Origin of the sequence: Acinetobacter sp. YH12097, from assembly GCF_013419225.1 — a bacterium.
In the GTDB taxonomy this organism is placed as follows: domain Bacteria; phylum Pseudomonadota; class Gammaproteobacteria; order Pseudomonadales; family Moraxellaceae; genus Acinetobacter; species Acinetobacter amyesii.
The window spans coordinates 36,611-54,943 of sequence record NZ_VPAN01000004.1 but is presented as its reverse complement, the minus strand read 5'-3'; the positions used below and the strand labels follow the sequence as shown (position 1 = coordinate 54,943).

The 18,333-nt window shown below is 40.7% G+C and carries 20 protein-coding genes; 11 read left to right on the top strand and 9 right to left on the bottom strand.

Features of this window, described 5'->3' with window-relative positions:
- Window positions 1-1,713 carry an electron transfer flavoprotein-ubiquinone oxidoreductase gene (locus tag FTU37_RS03275; RefSeq protein WP_180123780.1) on the bottom strand — a complete coding sequence of 571 codons (1,713 nt, stop codon included), beginning with the start codon at window positions 1,711-1,713 and terminating at the stop codon, window positions 1-3.
- Between the two features lie 194 nt (window positions 1,714-1,907).
- Here FTU37_RS03275 and FTU37_RS03270 point away from each other — a divergent pair, with 194 nt between their 5' ends.
- From FTU37_RS03270 to FTU37_RS03250, 5 genes are all read left to right on the top strand, one after another.
- Complete coding sequence (locus FTU37_RS03270) at window positions 1,908-2,516, top strand: DUF1285 domain-containing protein (protein ID WP_168377951.1); 609 nt, start codon at window positions 1,908-1,910, stop codon at window positions 2,514-2,516.
- Window positions 2,517-2,565: 49 nt separating this feature from the next.
- Complete coding sequence (gene murI, locus FTU37_RS03265) at window positions 2,566-3,453, top strand: glutamate racemase (protein WP_168377950.1); 888 nt, start codon at window positions 2,566-2,568, stop codon at window positions 3,451-3,453.
- Window positions 3,454-3,575: 122 nt separating this feature from the next.
- Window positions 3,576-4,604: a DUF4062 domain-containing protein gene (locus FTU37_RS03260; protein WP_180054294.1), complete on the top strand. Its 1,029-nt coding sequence runs from the start codon at window positions 3,576-3,578 to the stop codon at window positions 4,602-4,604.
- Between the two features lie 65 nt (window positions 4,605-4,669).
- On the top strand, window positions 4,670-5,692 hold the full coding sequence (gene hemH, locus FTU37_RS03255) for a ferrochelatase (RefSeq protein WP_168377948.1): 1,023 nt from the start codon (window positions 4,670-4,672) through the stop codon (window positions 5,690-5,692).
- Between the two features lie 12 nt (window positions 5,693-5,704).
- Window positions 5,705-6,349: an MBL fold metallo-hydrolase gene (locus tag FTU37_RS03250; protein WP_078189772.1), complete on the top strand. Its 645-nt coding sequence runs from the start codon at window positions 5,705-5,707 to the stop codon at window positions 6,347-6,349.
- 93 nt (window positions 6,350-6,442) lie between these two features.
- Here the strand turns inward: FTU37_RS03250 and FTU37_RS03245 are convergent, their stop codons facing one another.
- Window positions 6,443-6,628 (bottom strand): DNA gyrase inhibitor YacG, encoded by a 186-nt coding sequence (locus FTU37_RS03245; protein WP_078189771.1) that lies wholly within the window; start codon window positions 6,626-6,628, stop codon window positions 6,443-6,445.
- Between the two features lie 83 nt (window positions 6,629-6,711).
- Here FTU37_RS03245 and FTU37_RS03240 point away from each other — a divergent pair, with 83 nt between their 5' ends.
- From FTU37_RS03240 to FTU37_RS03230, 3 genes are all read left to right on the top strand, one after another.
- Complete coding sequence (locus FTU37_RS03240) at window positions 6,712-7,362, top strand: DUF938 domain-containing protein (RefSeq protein ID WP_171525842.1); 651 nt, start codon at window positions 6,712-6,714, stop codon at window positions 7,360-7,362.
- A 6-nt stretch (window positions 7,363-7,368) separates the two neighbouring features.
- Window positions 7,369-8,574, top strand: coding sequence for a TIGR03862 family flavoprotein (locus tag FTU37_RS03235; protein ID WP_168377946.1), 1,206 nt, complete (start codon window positions 7,369-7,371; stop codon window positions 8,572-8,574).
- A 73-nt stretch (window positions 8,575-8,647) separates the two neighbouring features.
- Window positions 8,648-9,058: a GFA family protein gene (locus FTU37_RS03230; RefSeq protein WP_168377945.1), complete on the top strand. Its 411-nt coding sequence runs from the start codon at window positions 8,648-8,650 to the stop codon at window positions 9,056-9,058.
- A gap of 128 nt (window positions 9,059-9,186) precedes the next feature.
- Here the strand turns inward: FTU37_RS03230 and FTU37_RS03225 are convergent, their stop codons facing one another.
- Together FTU37_RS03225 and FTU37_RS03220 are read right to left on the bottom strand one after the other, a co-directional pair.
- Window positions 9,187-9,762, bottom strand: coding sequence for a hypothetical protein (locus FTU37_RS03225; protein ID WP_168377944.1), 576 nt, complete (start codon window positions 9,760-9,762; stop codon window positions 9,187-9,189).
- Window positions 9,763-9,771: 9 nt separating this feature from the next.
- A complete protein-coding gene (locus FTU37_RS03220; protein WP_168377943.1) occupies window positions 9,772-10,548 on the bottom strand; it encodes a class I SAM-dependent methyltransferase in 777 nt (258 codons plus the stop codon).
- 116 nt (window positions 10,549-10,664) lie between these two features.
- On the opposite strand from FTU37_RS03220, the gene FTU37_RS03215 reads away from it, so the two are divergent.
- From FTU37_RS03215 to FTU37_RS03205, 3 genes are all read left to right on the top strand, one after another.
- A complete protein-coding gene (locus FTU37_RS03215) occupies window positions 10,665-11,936 on the top strand; it encodes an alpha/beta fold hydrolase (protein WP_168377997.1) in 1,272 nt (423 codons plus the stop codon).
- A gap of 124 nt (window positions 11,937-12,060) precedes the next feature.
- Window positions 12,061-12,252 (top strand): hypothetical protein, encoded by a 192-nt coding sequence (locus tag FTU37_RS03210; protein ID WP_078189765.1) that lies wholly within the window; start codon window positions 12,061-12,063, stop codon window positions 12,250-12,252.
- Between the two features lie 97 nt (window positions 12,253-12,349).
- Window positions 12,350-13,303, top strand: coding sequence for a 2-hydroxyacid dehydrogenase (locus tag FTU37_RS03205; protein WP_168377942.1), 954 nt, complete (start codon window positions 12,350-12,352; stop codon window positions 13,301-13,303).
- A 143-nt stretch (window positions 13,304-13,446) separates the two neighbouring features.
- Here the strand turns inward: FTU37_RS03205 and FTU37_RS03200 are convergent, their stop codons facing one another.
- The 5 genes from FTU37_RS03200 to FTU37_RS03180 form a co-directional block, all read right to left on the bottom strand.
- Window positions 13,447-13,956 (bottom strand): hypothetical protein, encoded by a 510-nt coding sequence (locus FTU37_RS03200; RefSeq protein WP_180123779.1) that lies wholly within the window; start codon window positions 13,954-13,956, stop codon window positions 13,447-13,449.
- 111 nt (window positions 13,957-14,067) lie between these two features.
- Window positions 14,068-14,556 (bottom strand): hypothetical protein, encoded by a 489-nt coding sequence (locus FTU37_RS03195; protein WP_252725795.1) that lies wholly within the window; start codon window positions 14,554-14,556, stop codon window positions 14,068-14,070.
- A gap of 261 nt (window positions 14,557-14,817) precedes the next feature.
- Complete coding sequence (locus FTU37_RS03190) at window positions 14,818-15,465, bottom strand: hypothetical protein (protein ID WP_168377940.1); 648 nt, start codon at window positions 15,463-15,465, stop codon at window positions 14,818-14,820.
- A gap of 352 nt (window positions 15,466-15,817) precedes the next feature.
- Window positions 15,818-16,207 (bottom strand): hypothetical protein, encoded by a 390-nt coding sequence (locus FTU37_RS03185; RefSeq protein ID WP_078189759.1) that lies wholly within the window; start codon window positions 16,205-16,207, stop codon window positions 15,818-15,820.
- Window positions 16,208-16,355: 148 nt separating this feature from the next.
- Window positions 16,356-18,272 (bottom strand): AAA family ATPase, encoded by a 1,917-nt coding sequence (locus FTU37_RS03180; protein ID WP_180123778.1) that lies wholly within the window; start codon window positions 18,270-18,272, stop codon window positions 16,356-16,358.
- Window positions 18,273-18,333: the final 61 nt, after the last annotated feature.

The following is an 18,333-nucleotide window of genomic DNA, read 5'->3' as shown; positions in this document are numbered from 1 at the left end:
TTACATATTCGGATAGTTCGGACCACCGCCACCCTCAGGTGTTACCCAAGTAATGTTTTGAGACGGATCTTTGATATCACACGTCTTACAGTGAACACAGTTTGCTGCGTTAATTTGGAAACGCTTAGAACCGGCATTCTCTTCCATAATTTCATAAACACCAGCAGGGCAGTAGCGCTGAGCAGGCTCATCCCATTTTGGTAAGTTCACATTTACTGGAATAGACGCATCTGTCAGTTTCAAGTGAGCAGGCTGGTTTTCTTCATGAACGGTATTCGATACGAATACTGAAGACAAACGGTCAAATGTTATTTTACCATCTGGTTTTGGATAATTAGGTTTGAAGTTCGCAGCATCAACAGTTTTTAAAGCGCTGAAGTCTGGCTGTAAGTCATGTAGTGTAAATGGCACTTTAAAGATGTTTTGATCAACAAAGTTGAACGCACCACCCATCCATTGACCAAACTTATGCATAGCAGGGCCGAAGTTACGAGAGTTATATAACTCTTCTTTCAACCAACTGTTGTTAAACTTGTCTGTGTACGCAGTTAACTCTTTTGTGAAGAAGTCTTCACCTTCAGTTACACGTGCAATGGCAAGGTCACCACCTTTTTCCACACCCGCAGCAATCGCTTCAAATACAGCTTCACCGCACAGCATGCCTGATTTCATGGCAGTGTGAGAGCCTTTGATTTTTGCAAAGTTTAGGAAACCTGCGTCATCACCAATTAAGCTACCACCTGGGAAAGTGAATTTAGGTAGAGAGTTGAAACCACCTTTTACAACCGCACGTGCGCCATAAGAAATACGTTTACCACCCTCAAGATATTGCTTGATCAGTGGATGTGTTTTCCAACGTTGCATTTCCATAAATGGATACATGTGTGGATTGGTATATGATAAGTCAACGATCATGCCCAAAGTCACTTGGTTGTTTTCAGCGTGGTATAACCACCAACCGCCTGAAGAACCTGTTTCACTTAAAGGCCAACCTGCACCGTGCATCACCAAACCTGGTTTATGTTTAGCAGGATCTATTTCCCATAATTCTTTAATACCAATACCGTAATGTTGTGGATCGGCATCTTTATCCAAGTTGAATTTTTGGATTAAACGTTTACCTAAATGACCACGACAGCCTTCAGCAAATAATGTGTATTTCGCATGAAGTTCATAGCCAGGAGTAAAGTTATGCGTTGGTTCGCCATCTTTACCAATGCCCATGTCACCAGTCTGAATACCTTTCACAGTACCATCTTCGTGGTAAAGGATTTCAGACGCTGCAAAACCTGGGAAAATAGACACTTCTAATTCTTCAGCTTTAGCGCCCAACCAACGAACCACATTACCTAACGAAATAACATAGTTGCCATCGTTATGCATGGTTTTAGGCACCATCCAATGTGGTGCTTCTTGTGATTTTTCATCAGACAATAAGAAGAAGGTTTTATCTTCAGTCACAGGCACATTTAAAGGTGCACCTTGTTCTTTCCAATCTGGGAACAATTCATTCATTGCGCGAGGTTCAAGCACAGCACCTGATAGAATATGCGCACCCACTTCGGAGCCCTTTTCCACGACACAAACGGACAGATCGTTTAGGTTATTTTCAATTGCAAGTTGACGAATTTTAATCGCAGCAGATAGGCCGGCAGGACCTGCACCGACGATAACTACGTCAAACTCCATCGATTCACGTTCGATGTGTTCCATGTAGGACTCCTCATATTTCGGAAGGTGGCATCCATTCAATTCATTTAAATGGTGCTGCCATGAGTGTTCTTAATGCCCAGACACAATTTTTCTATCGTGTCTTTGATATTGTGGGCTAGTATAGTTTTAAACCGAGTTCTAGCCAATTGGCTGAATCATATTATTTTTCCGTCACTAAGGTATTTATTAGGCGGATGAAGCAGCAATTGAACGAAAACCCGACGAAAAAATTCATTAATAGGGATGATAGAAATTTAATGAACATTGCACAATACTTAAAAGATGGACAGTCCGGTCACAAAAGGTCAATCCCTCCATTAGATCAATGGCATCCAAAGCATTGTGGTGCAATGGATTTGAAGGTTTTAGCCAATGGAGAATGGTGGCACGATGGTCAATTGATCAAGCGGCAAGCACTCATTGATCTGTTCTCAACCGTGCTTTGGAAAGAAGATGGGAAATTCTATTTAAAAACCCCTGTGGAACAAATTGAAATACAGGTGGAAGATGAGCCTTTATTTGTCAATCAGGTGGATCACGTTGAGATTGACGCTAAAAACTATATTCAATTCACCACAACCACCCAAGACCTGATTATTGTTGATCAGGAACATCCGATTTTTATGCGTGAATATCAGGGTGAACTACGTCCTTATGTGCATGTTCGTTTTGGTATAAATGCCTTAATTCAACGTGCTGCATTTTTTCATTTAGTCGAGATGGGTGAGCTGCTTGAAAATGAGCAAGGGGAGTCCATTTTAGTGTTACAAAGTGGTGATTTGCACTTGCAATTAGGCACCTGAGGTTTAAGCTTTCCACCTTGTCATTCTGAATCTAAATTAAAGTGACCCTATGACCGCCATTCATCCCATTTACCCCTTAAATGTACCCATGCCAAAAGCGACTGCTGATGCGCCTATTGGGGTATTTGACTCAGGTATTGGTGGTTTGTCTGTTGCGTTGGAAATTGCACGTTATTTACCGAATGAACGGATTGTTTATTTTGCAGATACGGCACATGTCCCTTATGGCCCGCGTCAAGATCAGGACATCCGTGAACTGACTGCACATGCGATTGAGTGGTTATACCGTCAGGGGTGTAAAGTCGCGGTGGTGGCATGCAATACGGCATCGGCATTTAGTTTGGATTATTTGCGTGAACACTACGGTGAAAATTTTCCGATTATTGGCTTGGTTCCAGCCTTAAAACCTGCGGTATTACAGACCAAAAGTAAAACTGTGGCTGTCCTCGCAACGCCTGCGACTTTTCGGGGTAAATTAATCAAAGATGTCATGCAGCGATTTGCTGAACCTGCAGGGGTGCAAGTTTTGTCAGTGACTTCTTTGGAATTGGTGCCCTTTGTTGAAGCGGGGGCGCAAATGACTGAGCCTTGCCTGCAGACATTAACTGAGATATTACAGCCAGTTGTAGATGCAGGTGCAGATTATTTAGTGCTTGGATGTACGCATTACCCCTTCCTAAAATCGGCAATTCAGTATATTTTTGGTCAGAAGCTGACATTAATTGACTCAGGATTTGCGGTTGCACGACAAACAGCCCAAATTTTGATTAAAAATGAGTTATTATTTGAGCATAACCGCCAAGATTCACTGCGTATCGAATGTTATGTCAGTGGAAATAATGCGGAAAACTTAACACCTGTGGTAGCACGCTTAATTCAAGATGATCAAATCACTTGGAAAATCTGCAATATTCAGGCGGCAAGTTTAGAATTTTAATCATTGTGATTGAACGATTTTAGATAAAACAATTTAAATCTATTTGGGGTAGTCATGCTGTATGTTTCAGCAACCACTTTTTTGAGTGCTGGATATAGCGTGCAACGGGAAGAGGATCTCTAATGCTCGATAAGCGTTATCAAGTATTCATTTCCACATCTGGCAGTGAAATGCAGCCAGAACGGATCATTTTGGCTCAGACGCTTGTAGGGATGGGTTTTTTCTCTTGGGGGTTGGAACAGCGCACACCATTAAGTACGGCTTTTGCGCGTCGTCAAATTGATGACTGTGATTATGTGGTGATCTTACTGGGTAGTCAGTATGGCGAGCAGTCTGTTTCAGGTGTGGGTTATATGCACCTTGAATATATTTATGCAGTGACGAAACAAAAGCCGGTCATTGTGTTTATGCATGAAGATCCAAATTCACGTGATCTTTCTTTGCATGATGAAAAGCCTGAGCTACGTGAAAAATTCAAAGACTTTCGTAAGCTATTGCAAAATGAAGTGGATCAAGTCTTTAGCTATCGAACCTTGCGTGATTTAGAAATGGCAGTGCGATTGAACATGCCGCAAATGCTAGAGCGCTATCCTGTTTCAGGTTGGGTTCGTCCGCAAAATACCCAAGCTTTGCATGATGAAATTGATCGCTTAAAAGCCCAGTTAGTTCAACTCGAAACAGAATCAGGAAAACGAGAAGTCGACCCATTCCTGAGCTTACCGAAAGTGTCTATGCATGAAGTGTTCTCTTTTGAATATCGCATGCATGCCTATCAAGACGGCAATTTTAAAGAGCTGAAAGTTCAGAAAAAAATGACGTGGGCACAGTTGCTTTCGATTTTAGGTTCAACTTTTGTCAATCCGACCCCAGAAGAGTTTTTCTCTAAACGCATGAATGAATTTCTAAACGAAACAGGTTTGGAAGATGCCCGCGTTGAAATGCCTCGTGCGCATGCGGTTGCTCGTGCTCAGGTGAATATTCGGGCTTTGCATAGTATCAAGAGTCAAATGCGTCAAAATGATTGGATCATTCCAAATGGACGTGATGACCGTCAACGCATGTTGTGGCAAGTGACCTCGAAAGGTCAAAAACTACTGGAAAGTAATTTGTTGGATAATGATCGGGTTTTCCAATTTAAAACTGTATATTAATCTGTTTTATAAAATAGATAAAAAGCTGCTACATTAGCGTCATTCAAATTGATGGAAAAAGTGTAATGTTGTCTGCCGAAAAAGCTAAAGTCACCATTATTCTGGCGAACTTAGGCACGCCTGATGCGCCAACTGTGCCCGCAGTGCGTCGTTTTCTGCAACAGTTTTTGTCAGATCAGCGGGTGATTGAAATTCCAAAACCGATTTGGCAATTGATTTTGCGTTTGTTCATTTTGCCATTTCGACCAAAGCGTGTGGCGCATGCCTATGAAATGGTTTGGGGCAATGATTCGCCTATGCGTGAAATATTGTTGGCGCAAGTTGACGCTGTAAAAGCACATTTAACTCAAGCGTATCCAGAATTTGAACTGAAGGTGGTTCCTGCCATGACCTATGGCAATCCAGGCATTCAAGCAGCTTTAGATCAATTGGCACAGCAGCCACAAGACCACATCGTCCTGTTTCCACTATTCCCACAATATTCAGCAACATCGACTGCACCGCTATATGATGCGATCGCACAATGGATTCCGCAGCAACGCAATTTGCCGGGCTTGAGTATTATTCGTGATTACTATCAGCACCCGCTATTTATTCAAGCTTTAGCGCAAAGTGTGCGTGATTATCAAGCGGAGCATGGGGTCGCGGATAAGTTATTGATGTCTTTTCATGGCATTCCACAGCCTTATGCAGACAAGGGTGATCCCTATGCTGACCGTTGCCGTGTAACAGGACATTTAGTCGCGCAAGCGCTTGGTTTAACTGAAGATCAATATGAAATCAGTTTCCAATCTCGCTTTGGTAAGCAAGAATGGGTGAAACCTTATACTGATGCCACTTTGGACGCATGGGGCAAACAAGGCGTGAAATCGGTACAGGTTATGAGCCCTGCATTTTCAGCGGATTGTTTGGAAACGCTAGAAGAGTTGGCGCTGCAAAATGCTGAAATTTTCCAAGCTGCAGGCGGTGGTGAATATGGTTATATTCCTGCATTAAACGCGCGGGATGATCATGTCGCATTGCTCAATTTATTACTTCAAGCTAATCTTGATGCCTTAAAGCAAACATTAGCCCATTCATCGCCTTGAGGTTTTCGCCCTATGTTGCAAGTTAAAATCGTGCCCGTTACGGCATTTCAACAAAACTGTTCCATTGTTTGGGACTCTGAGTCGAAAGAAGCGGTCTTGATTGATGCAGGGGGAGAGCCTGAAAAATTAAAAGCCGAAGTTGAAGCGCTCGGTTTAACGGTCAAAGCCTTGTGGTTAACGCATGGCCATTTAGACCATGCAGGTGCGGTTGGGGCATTAACCCAAGCTTGGAATGTTCCAGTGATTGGCCCGCATAAAGAAGATGCGTTTTGGTTGGACATGATTCAGGAGGTTTCTGCGAAATACGGTTTCCCGATCCCTGAAAATGTCCATGTGACCCAATGGTTGGAAGGCGGCGAAACCTTGAAGCTGGGTGCAGAAGAGTTTGAAGTTCGTTTTGCACCGGGGCATACACCAGGTCATGTCATGTTCTATAACGCAAAATATGCCGTGCTTTGGACGGGGGATGTGTTATTTAAAGGCTCGATAGGCCGGACAGATTTTCCACGCGGTAACCATCAACAATTACTCGACTCCATTCAGCGTGAATGTTTTAGCTTGCCGGATGACACGCAGTTTATTTCAGGGCATGGTCCAATGAGTACCATTGGTTATGAAAAACAACATAATCCTTTCGTTGCTGGTAAAGCGGGTTAAGCAACTAGATTGAGAAACTTAAATTAACAAAACAGGAATCCAAACGGATTCCTGTTTTATTTACCTAAATAATAGGGTTATGCACTTGAGTCCTTAGAATTGGTCTTCTTCACGGCCACCATCGGCCTGAGGTGCATCTTGTGTCGGCAGACGATATTCATCATTGGCCCATGCACCGAGATCAATCAATTTACAACGATCTGAGCAAAACGGGCGATATTCATTATTTTCCCAAGTCGTCAATGCGCCGCAACGTGGACAATTCATGGTGGTGGGCATGCTTAACTCCAGCAAAAACGGATGATTCAATTAGGCAAATACAGTCGCAGTTGTTAGACTTATGCCGTTCTGTTTAGTTTGATCTGTTTATGCCTATTCGTCAATTTCAAGCGCAGCGTATGCGAGCTCCCCGTGATTTTCAGCCGATTGATTCCACACCGATTTGTGTGGAAATTGGGGCTGGTAAAGGTAAACATGCATTATTGTTTTCAGCCAATCATCCTGAATTTCAATTGATTGCTGTTGAGCGGACACGTGAAAAATTTGTGGCGATGCAAAAGCAGCATCAAATTGAAGGGCAGCAAAATCTTAGCCCTGTTCATGCAGATGCATTGCCTTGGGTAGTACATGCCTTACATCCTGCGCAAGTACAGCAATTCTTTATTTTGTATCCAAACCCTGAACCGCATAATCCTGCACAGCGCTGGTTAAATATGCCGTTTTTTGAATTTTTATTGTCGCGTTTGCAGCCGGGTGGTCAGATTACATTGGCGAGTAATATTCCTGAATACATTGAGGAAGCGCAGCAGCAGTTAATCGATGTTTGGAAGCTGCCTTTTGTTAAAGAACGCATTGCAGAGACTTCAGCACGTACACACTTTGAGATTAAATATCTTGAACGTGGTGAACTCTGTCAGCAGCTAATCATTACCAAGCCTGTAGATTACACCACACGTTTTGATGATTTTCAGCCGCTACAAGGTATTCAACCCACCGAAGCATCTGCGGAATAATCGGGCATGACTCAGCGTATTGCAATCATTGGGGCAGGTCCTGCGGGATTGATGGCAGCGGAAGTGCTTAGCCAATTTGACTATGACATTCATGTTTATGAGCAAAAACCATCGGCAGCCCGTAAATTTCTAATGGCGGGCAAGACGGGGCTGAATATTTCGCATGCAGAACCCGTTGAGCAATTTGTACAGCGCTATGATCAAGTGGAATGGCTGAGTCCATGGGTTAAGCAGTGGGATGCAGCATGGATTCAACAATGGATGATGGGACTGGGTATTGAAACCTATATTGGTTCATCGGGTCGGGTCTTTCCTATTGAAATGAAAGCTGCGCCTTTGCTGCGTGCATGGTTAAAACGTCTCAGTCTAGATGGGGTGCAGTTTCATTATCGACATCAAGTTTTGGACTTACAGTCCAATCAGCTGACAATTCAAAACCTTGTTGATGAATCAAGTCAAGTGCTTGGCTTTGATGCAATTATTATGGCATGTGGCGCAATGTCTTGGTCACGTTTAGGTAGTGATGGCGCATGGCAAAAATGGCTGAAGCCTGAGAGCATTGAAACTTTTCAGGCCAGTAATGCTGGTGTGGAACGTGTTTGGTCGAAGTTCATGCAGCCCGTGTTTGGACAGCCCTTAAAACGAGTCAATGCATGGGTCGATCAAGCCGAGCCGACCCAAGGCGATATCATCATTTCACACTATGGACTGGAAAGTGGATTGATCTACAAACAAGGTCGAGCACTGCGTCAACAGGTGAAATCTGCTCAGCCCATGCAGCTGACTTTGGACTTATTGCCAGATCAAAGTGTTGAGCAATTGGTAAAGAAACTACAGCCTTCGAAAAAGCAGTCTTTAACCAATGTTTGGCGTAAAGCCGGTTTAGATGCGGCGAAAGCTGCGCTGGTCCGTGAACTGGTGGATAAATCTTTGTGGCATGAGCCGGCCTTACTAGCAGCGAAAATTAAACATTTAGATATTCAACTTGACGGATTTCGCCCGATAGATGAGGCGATTAGCTGCGCAGGTGGTGTGAAGCATTCAGTCCTAAATGATGGCTTACAATTGAAGAGCAATCCTGCAGTATTTGTCTGCGGGGAAATGTTGGATTGGGATGCGCCTACAGGAGGCTATTTGCTAACAGCATGCCTTGCGACCGGTCGTGCAGCGGGTGAAGGGGTTCAAAACTATCTGGTTTCTTTGCAGAACTAAGCGCTTCAAATTGTCACAATCTTGCTGAGGAGTTGTGATATTTTGAGATGAAATTCTTCTAAGAAAGACCACTATGCGCGTACAAGAACAATATACCGGAAGCTGCTTGTGTGGAGCGGTTTGTTATGAGATCAATGGTCCGGTCGGTGAGATCATGCAATGCCATTGTTCTCGGTGCCGCAAAGCCAATGGTACAGCATTTGCGACCAATGCCCCGATTGCTAAAGCAGATTTTAAAATTGTAGCCGGTGAGCAGTTTCTGAAACAGTATGCGTCTACCGCTACCACACAGCGCTGTTTTTGTAGTGAGTGTGGTTCGCCGATCATCAGTATAAAGGCTGAAACGCCTGATTATTACCGCTTATGTATAGGCACCTTAGATACACCTCTGACGCAGAAACCAACCTGTCATATCTTTGTCGCATCCAAAGCAGAATGGGATGATATCGCAGGTGATTTACCACAATATGCTGAACGACCATAGCGAAAATCAAGATTGAGCAATCACATCAAGGGCAGGTTTGCACCCTTGATGTTAAGTAATAAGCTCGTATCGCTCTCTCATTCATCCAAGTTGAATTTGGGTGAATAGATTGCAACAGGGTTGGAAGATTAAGGCTGTCGAGTTTTTTGTAGTTCAGGATATTGTTCCTGCCAATGTCCCAATTGTTCTTGAGCATGAATAAACTGACCGAGACCTTTGACACTATCACTAGGATTTTTTAACTCGCCATCGGCTGCTTGATTTTTCTCACGATAAATTTGTGATTGATTGTCCCAGTACTGATACATCAAGCCTTGAATATAACGGCCTTGCTCAGTTTTCATTTCGAGTTCTTTGAGCATATTCAGCGCCGACTGGATGTTGTCACGCTTACGCTGTGTAGCAAATTCATCGGTGAGTTTTCCTTCCTCACGCAGTTTCATCAGCTCATCTTCCATCTCATCGCTAATTTGACTAAAGCTCTCGTCATATTGTGTCAGTAGCGTGAGGTCGTGTAGATCATCTGGGGTCTTGGCAAAGTTTTTAATAGGATCACTATTCAGCTCTTTCATGATTTGATCATCGGAACTGATTTCACTATTTTGTTCCACCGTTTTTGATGATTTTTCACATGCAGTGAGTCCTAGCACCGTACCCATGAGGAAGATGACACTGAGTTTCTTTAAAGAGATTGGCAAGAGCATAATCGTGTCCTAATATGTTTTTCTAAAGATATAGACATGCGTGATATACGGAAAATCAATGAAATCCTGTGCAGTCTTTTGGGTTGATTCAGCCACGATATTTTCAAATTGTTGTTTCAGTTTTTGTTGTTCATCCGGGCTTAATGCTGCAATAAAACTGGTGGACAATAATCGTTTGGAAACCACGTGTTCCACTGTACCATGATGCAATTGTTGAAAGGTGGTTTCGGCAATTAATTTAAATTTTTGCTGCTGCTCAAACACTTTTTGCCATTGCCCACTATGATAACGTGGTGTGTCACCTTCGAGCTCACTCAAGACATCAGCGAGTTGTTTGACCCAATTGACTTGGATATCACGTTGGTTCCAAATCAATACAAGATCCCCATTGGGAACTAAGATACGACTGATTTCATTGAGGGTTTCAGGGGTGGCAAACCAATGAAAAGACTGGGCACAAAATACCGCTGCCACAGAATGATCATGCAGTGGAATCTGATCACTTTGGGCGGCTAAAGTTGCAATATGCGGATGTTTTTTCTGCAATTGTTGCAGCATTTCATGCACAGGTTCGATCGCGGTGATATTTTCACTGAGTGGGCGAATATACTCGAGAAATTTGCCTGTACCTGAGCCTAAGTCCACCAGATGGGCTTGAGGGGCTAAAGCTAAATGTTGTTGTAGCCACGCACTGATTTCAATCGGGTAGTCAGGGCGGGCTTGTTGATAGAGTTCAGCTGCAGAGCTAAAGCCTTGTTGTGCGGCAGGATGTATTGAATGTGTCATATTCTGCACTTTTTAATCTGTATGGCCTCTATAAAATAGCATATTCGGAACAAGATAAACTTTGAATGCAACAAGGAAGGAAAAGCGTGACGCAACAAGGACTGGAGCAAAGTACAATGGAAAAGCACATCATTTTTGAAGATGATCAAATTCGTGTCATTTTTCAGCCTGGCAGTTCTCGTGAGCTTATTTTCTCCTTCGGTGATTTGATTACCCGCGCCAAGGGCTTGAGCATCAATGCCGAGAAGTCTTTGCAAAAATATGGTTTTAATGTGATCGGTGTGATGCCGAAACAAAAATCGTGGTTTCCAGCATCGTCAATGCAGCCGATGTATCAAGCCATCAAGCCGATCCTTGATCAATTTGAGCTGCGAATTGCCTATGGTGGTTCCATGGGCGGCTATGCTGCCATTAAGTATGCCAATTTATTTGGTTTTCAGCGTGTGGTCAGTATGGTGCCGCAGTACTCCATCGACCCAGACGATATTGTCGATACACGCTATGGCATGTTCTTTCAACCCAATCTGCATGCCAATATGCGGGTGCTTGCTGAAGACGTATCGACTACACGTGAATATATCGTGGTGTATGATCCTTATTGTCCAGAAGATCGCGCACACTTTGAAAAACTACAGGCTTTAATTCCGCATGTGCATGTGTTGCATCTGCCGTTTACAGGGCATGATGCCATTGCGGTATTGGCGAGTTCAGAACTGTTAAATGATTTCTTGAGACATCCTTTTGATGCGCCGTATTTTTATCAAAAAATGCGTCGGGTTAAGAAAAACAGTAAATTCTACTATCGAAAAGTCATCGAAAATTTACTGACACGTCATCGAGATGCCTTGGGTGAAATTTTAAAAAGCAATTCGTTTCAGCTTGATCCACAATTTTTTGATGCCAAACAAAAACAAACCTTATTACGGGTATTGTTTAATAACAAACAAGTCAGTGAGCAAGATCTACAAAAGTTAGGAATCACGACCTTTTTACCACAGGAAAATCGTAGCCTGCTACTCGACCAGTTTGAACATGGTTTAGTGTTTAATGTGATTAGCCAAAAAATTGAAAGCTATGCAGCCGGTGTGATTGCGCTGAACCATAAGTTTTTGATTCCTTTGCAGCCGAAGGGCACAGGTCTAGTTTACGTCCAAGTCCAAGATGAGCGTTACATGGTGGTGATGAATGACCGTCAGGTAATGAAATTGGTCTTAGCTCAAGATGAACTGGCGGCAGGTATGCATCCGATTTTAATGCAGAAATATGTGGGCTATTACACACTGAACTATAAAGAACTGCGTTTGAGTAGCGATGAATTTGGTCAAGTCTTCTTTGTGGAAAATGCCGATGCATCTTGTCAGTTCGTGGTGCAACCCGAACAGATTTAAGCTCGACATTTAGTTGAAAATCCAAAGCTTGCTAATTTGTAGGAAGAGATTATGATGAGAGAAAGGCAGTATAAAAAACAATCATACTGCCCAAAACATCATAAGGAATATGAGGGGTATCAGTATGCATTCAACACAGATGCTTGCTGTATTATTCATCTTAGTGCTGACCATGGGTTCAGCCTATGCACAGGGGGTTAGTTCAAGCATACTGATTTTTAGCAGCAGTATGTTGTTACTTACGATACTGACCATTTATGTCATACTCAAAATTCGAAATTCACTGCAACATCATCTCGATAAACCCGCGAAATAGCGGGTTTTTTTATATGCTGTTCGATTGCACTTTGGTGCATCACAGGTTTTAATCATTCACAATCGAATCTTTATAATCGGCCAGAAGGGAAGCAGCCATGAAAGCGGTATTTCTAGATTATCAGTCTCTAGATAAACAGGACTTAGATTTTAGCGGACTAGAAGCACAGTTTGATGACTTGACGCTCTATCCCGCAACAACGGCTGCAGAGGTTACTCAGCGCATACAAGGGGCTGATGTGATTATCAGCAATAAAGTACACATCAATGCTGAGCACATGCAGCTCAATCCGCAATTAAAACTGATCTTGATTTCTGCTACTGGCACCAATAACGTTGACCTTGTACACGCACAGCAACAAGGCATCGTGGTGTGTAATTGCCAAGCTTATGGCACCGCTGCAGTCGCACAGCATACCTTGATGTTAATGTTGAACTTGGCGACATCATTTCGACAGTATGATCGGGCGGTTCAACAGGGAAATTGGCAAAAAGCGGATCAGTTCTGCTTACTGGATTTTCCAATTATTGAGTTGGCTGGTAAGACTTTGGGGATTGTCGGCTATGGCGAATTGGGGCAAGCCGTGGCACATTTGGCTAAAGCTTTTGGCATGAAAATTATGATTGGTGCGCTACCGAATCGCCCCATGGCGGCTGAGCGAGTGGTATTTTCTGAGATGCTAGCGCAGGTCGATTTTCTGAGTTTGCATTGTCCTTTAACTGATGAAACTCGTGATTTACTCAATCATGAAAGCTTGGCTCAAATGAAAGCATCGGCCTTTGTGATCAATTGCGCACGAGGTGGTGTTGTCAATGAATCTGCATTAGCCGAGGCATTAAAATCAGGAAAGATCGCAGGCGCAGCAACCGATGTCTTGACGGTAGAGCCACCCAAGCAGGGTAATGTGCTGCTCGACCCAAGTATTCCAAATTTAATCATTACCCCACATAGTGCATGGGGAAGCGTCGATGCACGACAACGCATTGTGCAGCAATTGGTGGAAAATGTAGAAGCCTTTGAAGCGGGCCATCCTCGTCGTCAGGTCAACTAAATTTTGTCTTTAACACTGCTTTTTCTGTGTTGGATTGATGCTTTTACAGCTCTGTATGGCATTGACCGTACGTGCGGTATATCTCTGTAAGCAATAACACTTTTACAGTGTGGTGAATCGCTTCAAAGTGAAGATGCACAGCATTAACAGGCTTTAATGAAGGCTGGTTTGAAATGATTTTTGATCCGCTCAAATTCAAGTTCAGTCTTGATACTGTTTGGCATCATGATTCGTAAATAACTTTTTTCGAGTTTAAAAGGCTCTTTGGTATTGGGTACAGGATTAAAGCCACCATTTGGGTAGATCAAATTTGTCTCATAGGCACGTAAAATCTGATCATTGTGAAAATAATAACTTGTTAGGGATTGATTAGATTCTCCAAAAACATAGAGGTTTATTTTGCATTGACCATCAAGTTGATACAGTGTCGCTTCATTGCCTTCAGTTGACTTGTATTCTTCGTCATCAAGCATTTCTAAGGTTTGTAATAATTTACCTTCAGCATCATGGTTATATTGGTATGAATCGTACAATTGGGGAAAAATAGTCTGCAACTGTGGATAACTTTTCAACAATTGTGGAAAACGTTGTAAGCCAATCACAGAGCCAACGCAGAGCAGAATACCAAGCAAGATACCAAATAAAATTCGCATTTTTTTCTCATTAATTCATTGTTTTTATAGGCATAGGCCAAAGACCAAAAGCATTCAATTTTGGTTTTAAAAAAGCCCAACCAAAGTTGAGCTTTTAAATGTGCTGTTAAATTATAAATCAGTCACTGGATAGGTCGTAGACGTCGAACTCGATGGATAGCTACTTTGTGGATATTGATTATTATTTTGCCCCGCATTATTGCTTGGAGCCGTATTGATTGTATTGCCTGAAGACGGTTCACTCAACGACTGTTGGCTAATGGGCGCAGGTTGGCTAGTTTTACCTGTAATATTTTCACGGGTTTGTTTCAATTTTTCATTGACGTTTTGAGTGGCTTGCTGTGCGCCCTGATCAACCTGTTGCACTGTATTTTGAGTAGCAGTTTTCGTATTGTCCCAAGCTTGGTCAACCGAAGGCTTAATTTTAGAAACTCCACGTTCAGTCATTTCACCAATATTTTTAGCAGCACCGACCACGCCTTCTTGGGCTTTATAGGCCCACACATGCAATAAATTTGGATTATCGCCATAAGGGCTCACAGGTTTTTTCGCTTGTTGCTCAGTACTTTGCGATGCTGTGTTTTCTTGTGCCCAAAGCATGGGTGTCGTGAATATTAAGCTTAGGCATAACGTTGCTTTTAATGAAATTTTCACAGCTTCACCTCTGAATTTTATAGATTTTCTATCTGATGAACGGTTTTAACGCATTATAGGAAAAATTGCAGCGAAAAAAACCTGCCGTAGCAAAATCAATACAGCAAATGACAGCTTTGTACACGGTTGTATTTTGATGAAGGCAAAAAAAGGCCCACCGAAGGGTGAGCCTACTCTCTGGAGGAGAGGGTATGAAAGCCAGTTTACTTATTTGTGAGCGCCTAAGCTGGCTTCGTGTGAGCTATGGACTTCAGCTTGTGCCACAGGCGTTTGCAACTGCACATTGCTACTGCCACTCACATTGGCTTCTTGACCTTTTTGGAAATTCGCTTTGGTTTGTTGCCATTTTTCACTGGCAAATTGGCGACCTTCCTGAGCTTTTTCACCTAAATAGCTCTTGGTTTGATTAACTTTGTTGTCGACATTGCTTTTACGTTCATCGAGTTTTGCTTTGTCTTTTGCAGCTTTTTCATCGAGCTGTGCTTTGCGCTCATCAAGCTTAGCTTTATTTTGCTCAGCCTTGGCATCGATCTTGGCTTTCGCTGCATCTGACTTTTCATCTTTTGACTGTTTTAGGTCAGCCCATTTATTTTTTGCATCTTGCTTTTTGTCAGCACTGAATTCTTTGGTGTCTTGCCATTTTTCTTGGGTGAATGTTTTGGTCTTATCGACGCCTTTTTCAATTTTGTCACCCGCTGTATGCGCAGACTGATTAATGTCTTGTTTTAGATTTTGCAGTACAGACGGTTGCTGTGTTTCAACTTTCGCATTGGTTTCTACTGCGGTGTTCGCAAATAGTGGAGTGGTTGCGAATAATGCTGCGGTGATCAGTGTTGTTTTAAATAAAGGTTTCATCTTTGCAATTGTCCTCTTTTATTGAACGCTGCTGTTGCACTCAGCATTTGCGCTTTTGGAGCAGAGGACATCTTAAGAGTAAAAAAAAGCAAAAAGTGGTTTTGTGCGATAAGTCACACAATGCAATAACAGCTCAGATACGCGGAAGTTTGAAGTGTGGAAACATGGTTAAGTTAATGCATTATTGTAATTTTATGAAAATACAGTGGCTTATATGTGTTTTGAGCGTTGCTGTGGTGTGGTTCTAGTTACGATTTTCATGATTAAAAATTATGGGTTTGAACTGATTATGATTCAAGATTAAACGAAAAATAAAACCATACCTCCATTTTGGAGATATGGTTTTTATTATTTATTCACATTGTGTAAGCGCATCTTTTGCAAAATGACCGCGTAATGCAAGGAAGTTTTTCTGTACATCCGCCGCATTTAAATCAAAATTGTGTGCTGAACTTGTACCATCTTTGGCAAAGGTTGCTGTACCACCTGAAATGAGGGTTAAGCCTTTAAATGACCATTGTTCAACAGATTTTGCTTCTTCTAAATTGCCTGTAAATTCAATCACACATTTATCTACAAATTTAGTCAGTTTTGCTTTGTTATCTGTGGTATCTGGGTAGACATCAATGTTTTGAACTTCTTGTAATACACCTGTTTCAAGTTGTGGAATTGTTGGTGCAGATGTACATGCAGAAAGTGTTAGACCCGCAAGACCAGTCAAAAGGAATGCTTTCAATTTCATAAGTTTCATTCTTGTTGAGTGTTGTTGGATTGAGTATATGAAATATATAGAGATATGCCTATAGCCTTAACAAAAGCCTTTGTATTATTTGATGGTTAAATAATTCAGAAAGCTTTTGCTAAATAACTAATATAATCTGATATAAATATTACTTATCAAACCATTCATAGATCTCCTGTATCCAATCAGGTATTTCATGATCATGTAATTTAGCTAATTCAATATAACTTTTTGAGAATTTATACTTAATTCCATCTTCTTTGAAGAAGTTCTTGATTTCTTTTTTGTGATGAGGTGGCAAGAGATAACACCATGCAGAACAATATTGTTTATAAAATTGAGCTTCTTCAAGAAAGTCCATCTTGTATTCATCTTTAAATAACTTAAGAGTTTTAGAGTAAATATCACCATTTAATACATCTTCAATAACTGTTGGAGATGTCATTTTATTATCATCGATTTTGACTAAATGAGTATTAAATTCAGTCTCTGAGTTTGCAAGTCGTTTACAACGTAAATTTTTATGTTGGTCATCATTTTTAACAGGGAAGCTAACTAATTGTTCATCAGTATCTGTTAATAAAAATATTTTACCTTTAATCTCAGTTTTAAAATCATCATATGCTGTTGATATATAATTGTATAATTGTTTTATTGCTGATGCCGAACCAACTGGAATAATTCTTAAATTTTTAGTTTTGACTAAATCATTTAGGTAGTAATTTAAATATACTTTATCTGAAGAGCCTTCACATATTAACCAGTTATATGGTTCTTCATTGGTTGAGCTAGTAATAATAGATTGAACTAAATCATTTGTACTCTTAAGTCTAATATTGGATGGAAAACTACCCTTAGAACTTGCGGTAAGTGATTTAATTTGCTCTTTATAGTGATAAAGATTTACTAAGTCTGCAGTATGTGAATCATCATTTGCTTTTGTGATTACTGTTGAATTTCCGTTAGAAATTATAGGTAAAAAACCATACCAATGAGTAGTAAATAATAATTGATGACAATTTGAACTCATATTGTGAAGTTGATTAAAAACCTCATAACATGATGACATATGTAAAGATGATTCTGGTTCATCTATTGCTAGAATTACGTTTTGCTTATTGGCATTTCTTTTCTCTAAAAGGTTTTCTGCGATATCCAATAAGGCTTTTTGCTTTTCACCTGAACTTAATTTATGAATTTCTAACCAATCATTATTCTCTTTTTTGCAAAGTTTTCTAATATTGAAAAATGCTTGAATTACAAGATTATATAGTTGTTGTGCTTTTAAATTTTGTTGGCGTTGTCCAGAAGTTCTATATGTATATTCAACTAAATCATTTGATAAACTATCAATATAGCTATTCAATTTTTGATTTATCTCTTTAATATTTGCAACAGTAATAAGTTTTTCTAACTCATCATATAAATTTTCACCCATTAGTTTTTGGATTTCGTTTGTTTCAAGTTGAGTAAAAGTTTCAGTATTAATTTCTCTCGGAATATAGATATATTCGAAATGATCTTGGATTTTTTTATATATTTTACCTAGTATTTCGTTATAGAGTACTAAAACATTATCATCTTGTATCTCTTCAGTTGTATAGTAAATATTTATTCTATGAAAAATTGATAAATTTATATTTGAAAAAAAGTCTTTTCCAAGGGCAATTAAAAAATATTCCTCAGTATCAGTGTATTTTAATAAACTATCTCGATGTTCTAAAAACTTTTTAAGCTGAGAAATATTAGGTCTAGGTACATCTGTTTTGTCATTAGCCTGCATTAAAAAATCATGCATAGTCTGAAGTATTACAGCTTCTTCCGTGGAAAACAGTGATTTTTTTAATAAAAAAATAGGTACTAAATGTGGTAAATTTTTTGGATCGGGTGTTTGTTTATATGAAAGATTCGGATTAATAGGACGATCATTAAAGAAACTATCTAATGCTTCTAAAATCGAGCTTTTACCTGCACCATTGTCACCTAGTAATCCACAAAATTTTTCACCATCACTAATTGGAATGTAGGTTATTTTTCTATAAGTTTTAACATTCCTTAAGAACATCCCAATAATCATTTCTTTTATTTCACAATATAAAAAAACCGTTATAAAGATAACGGTTTTT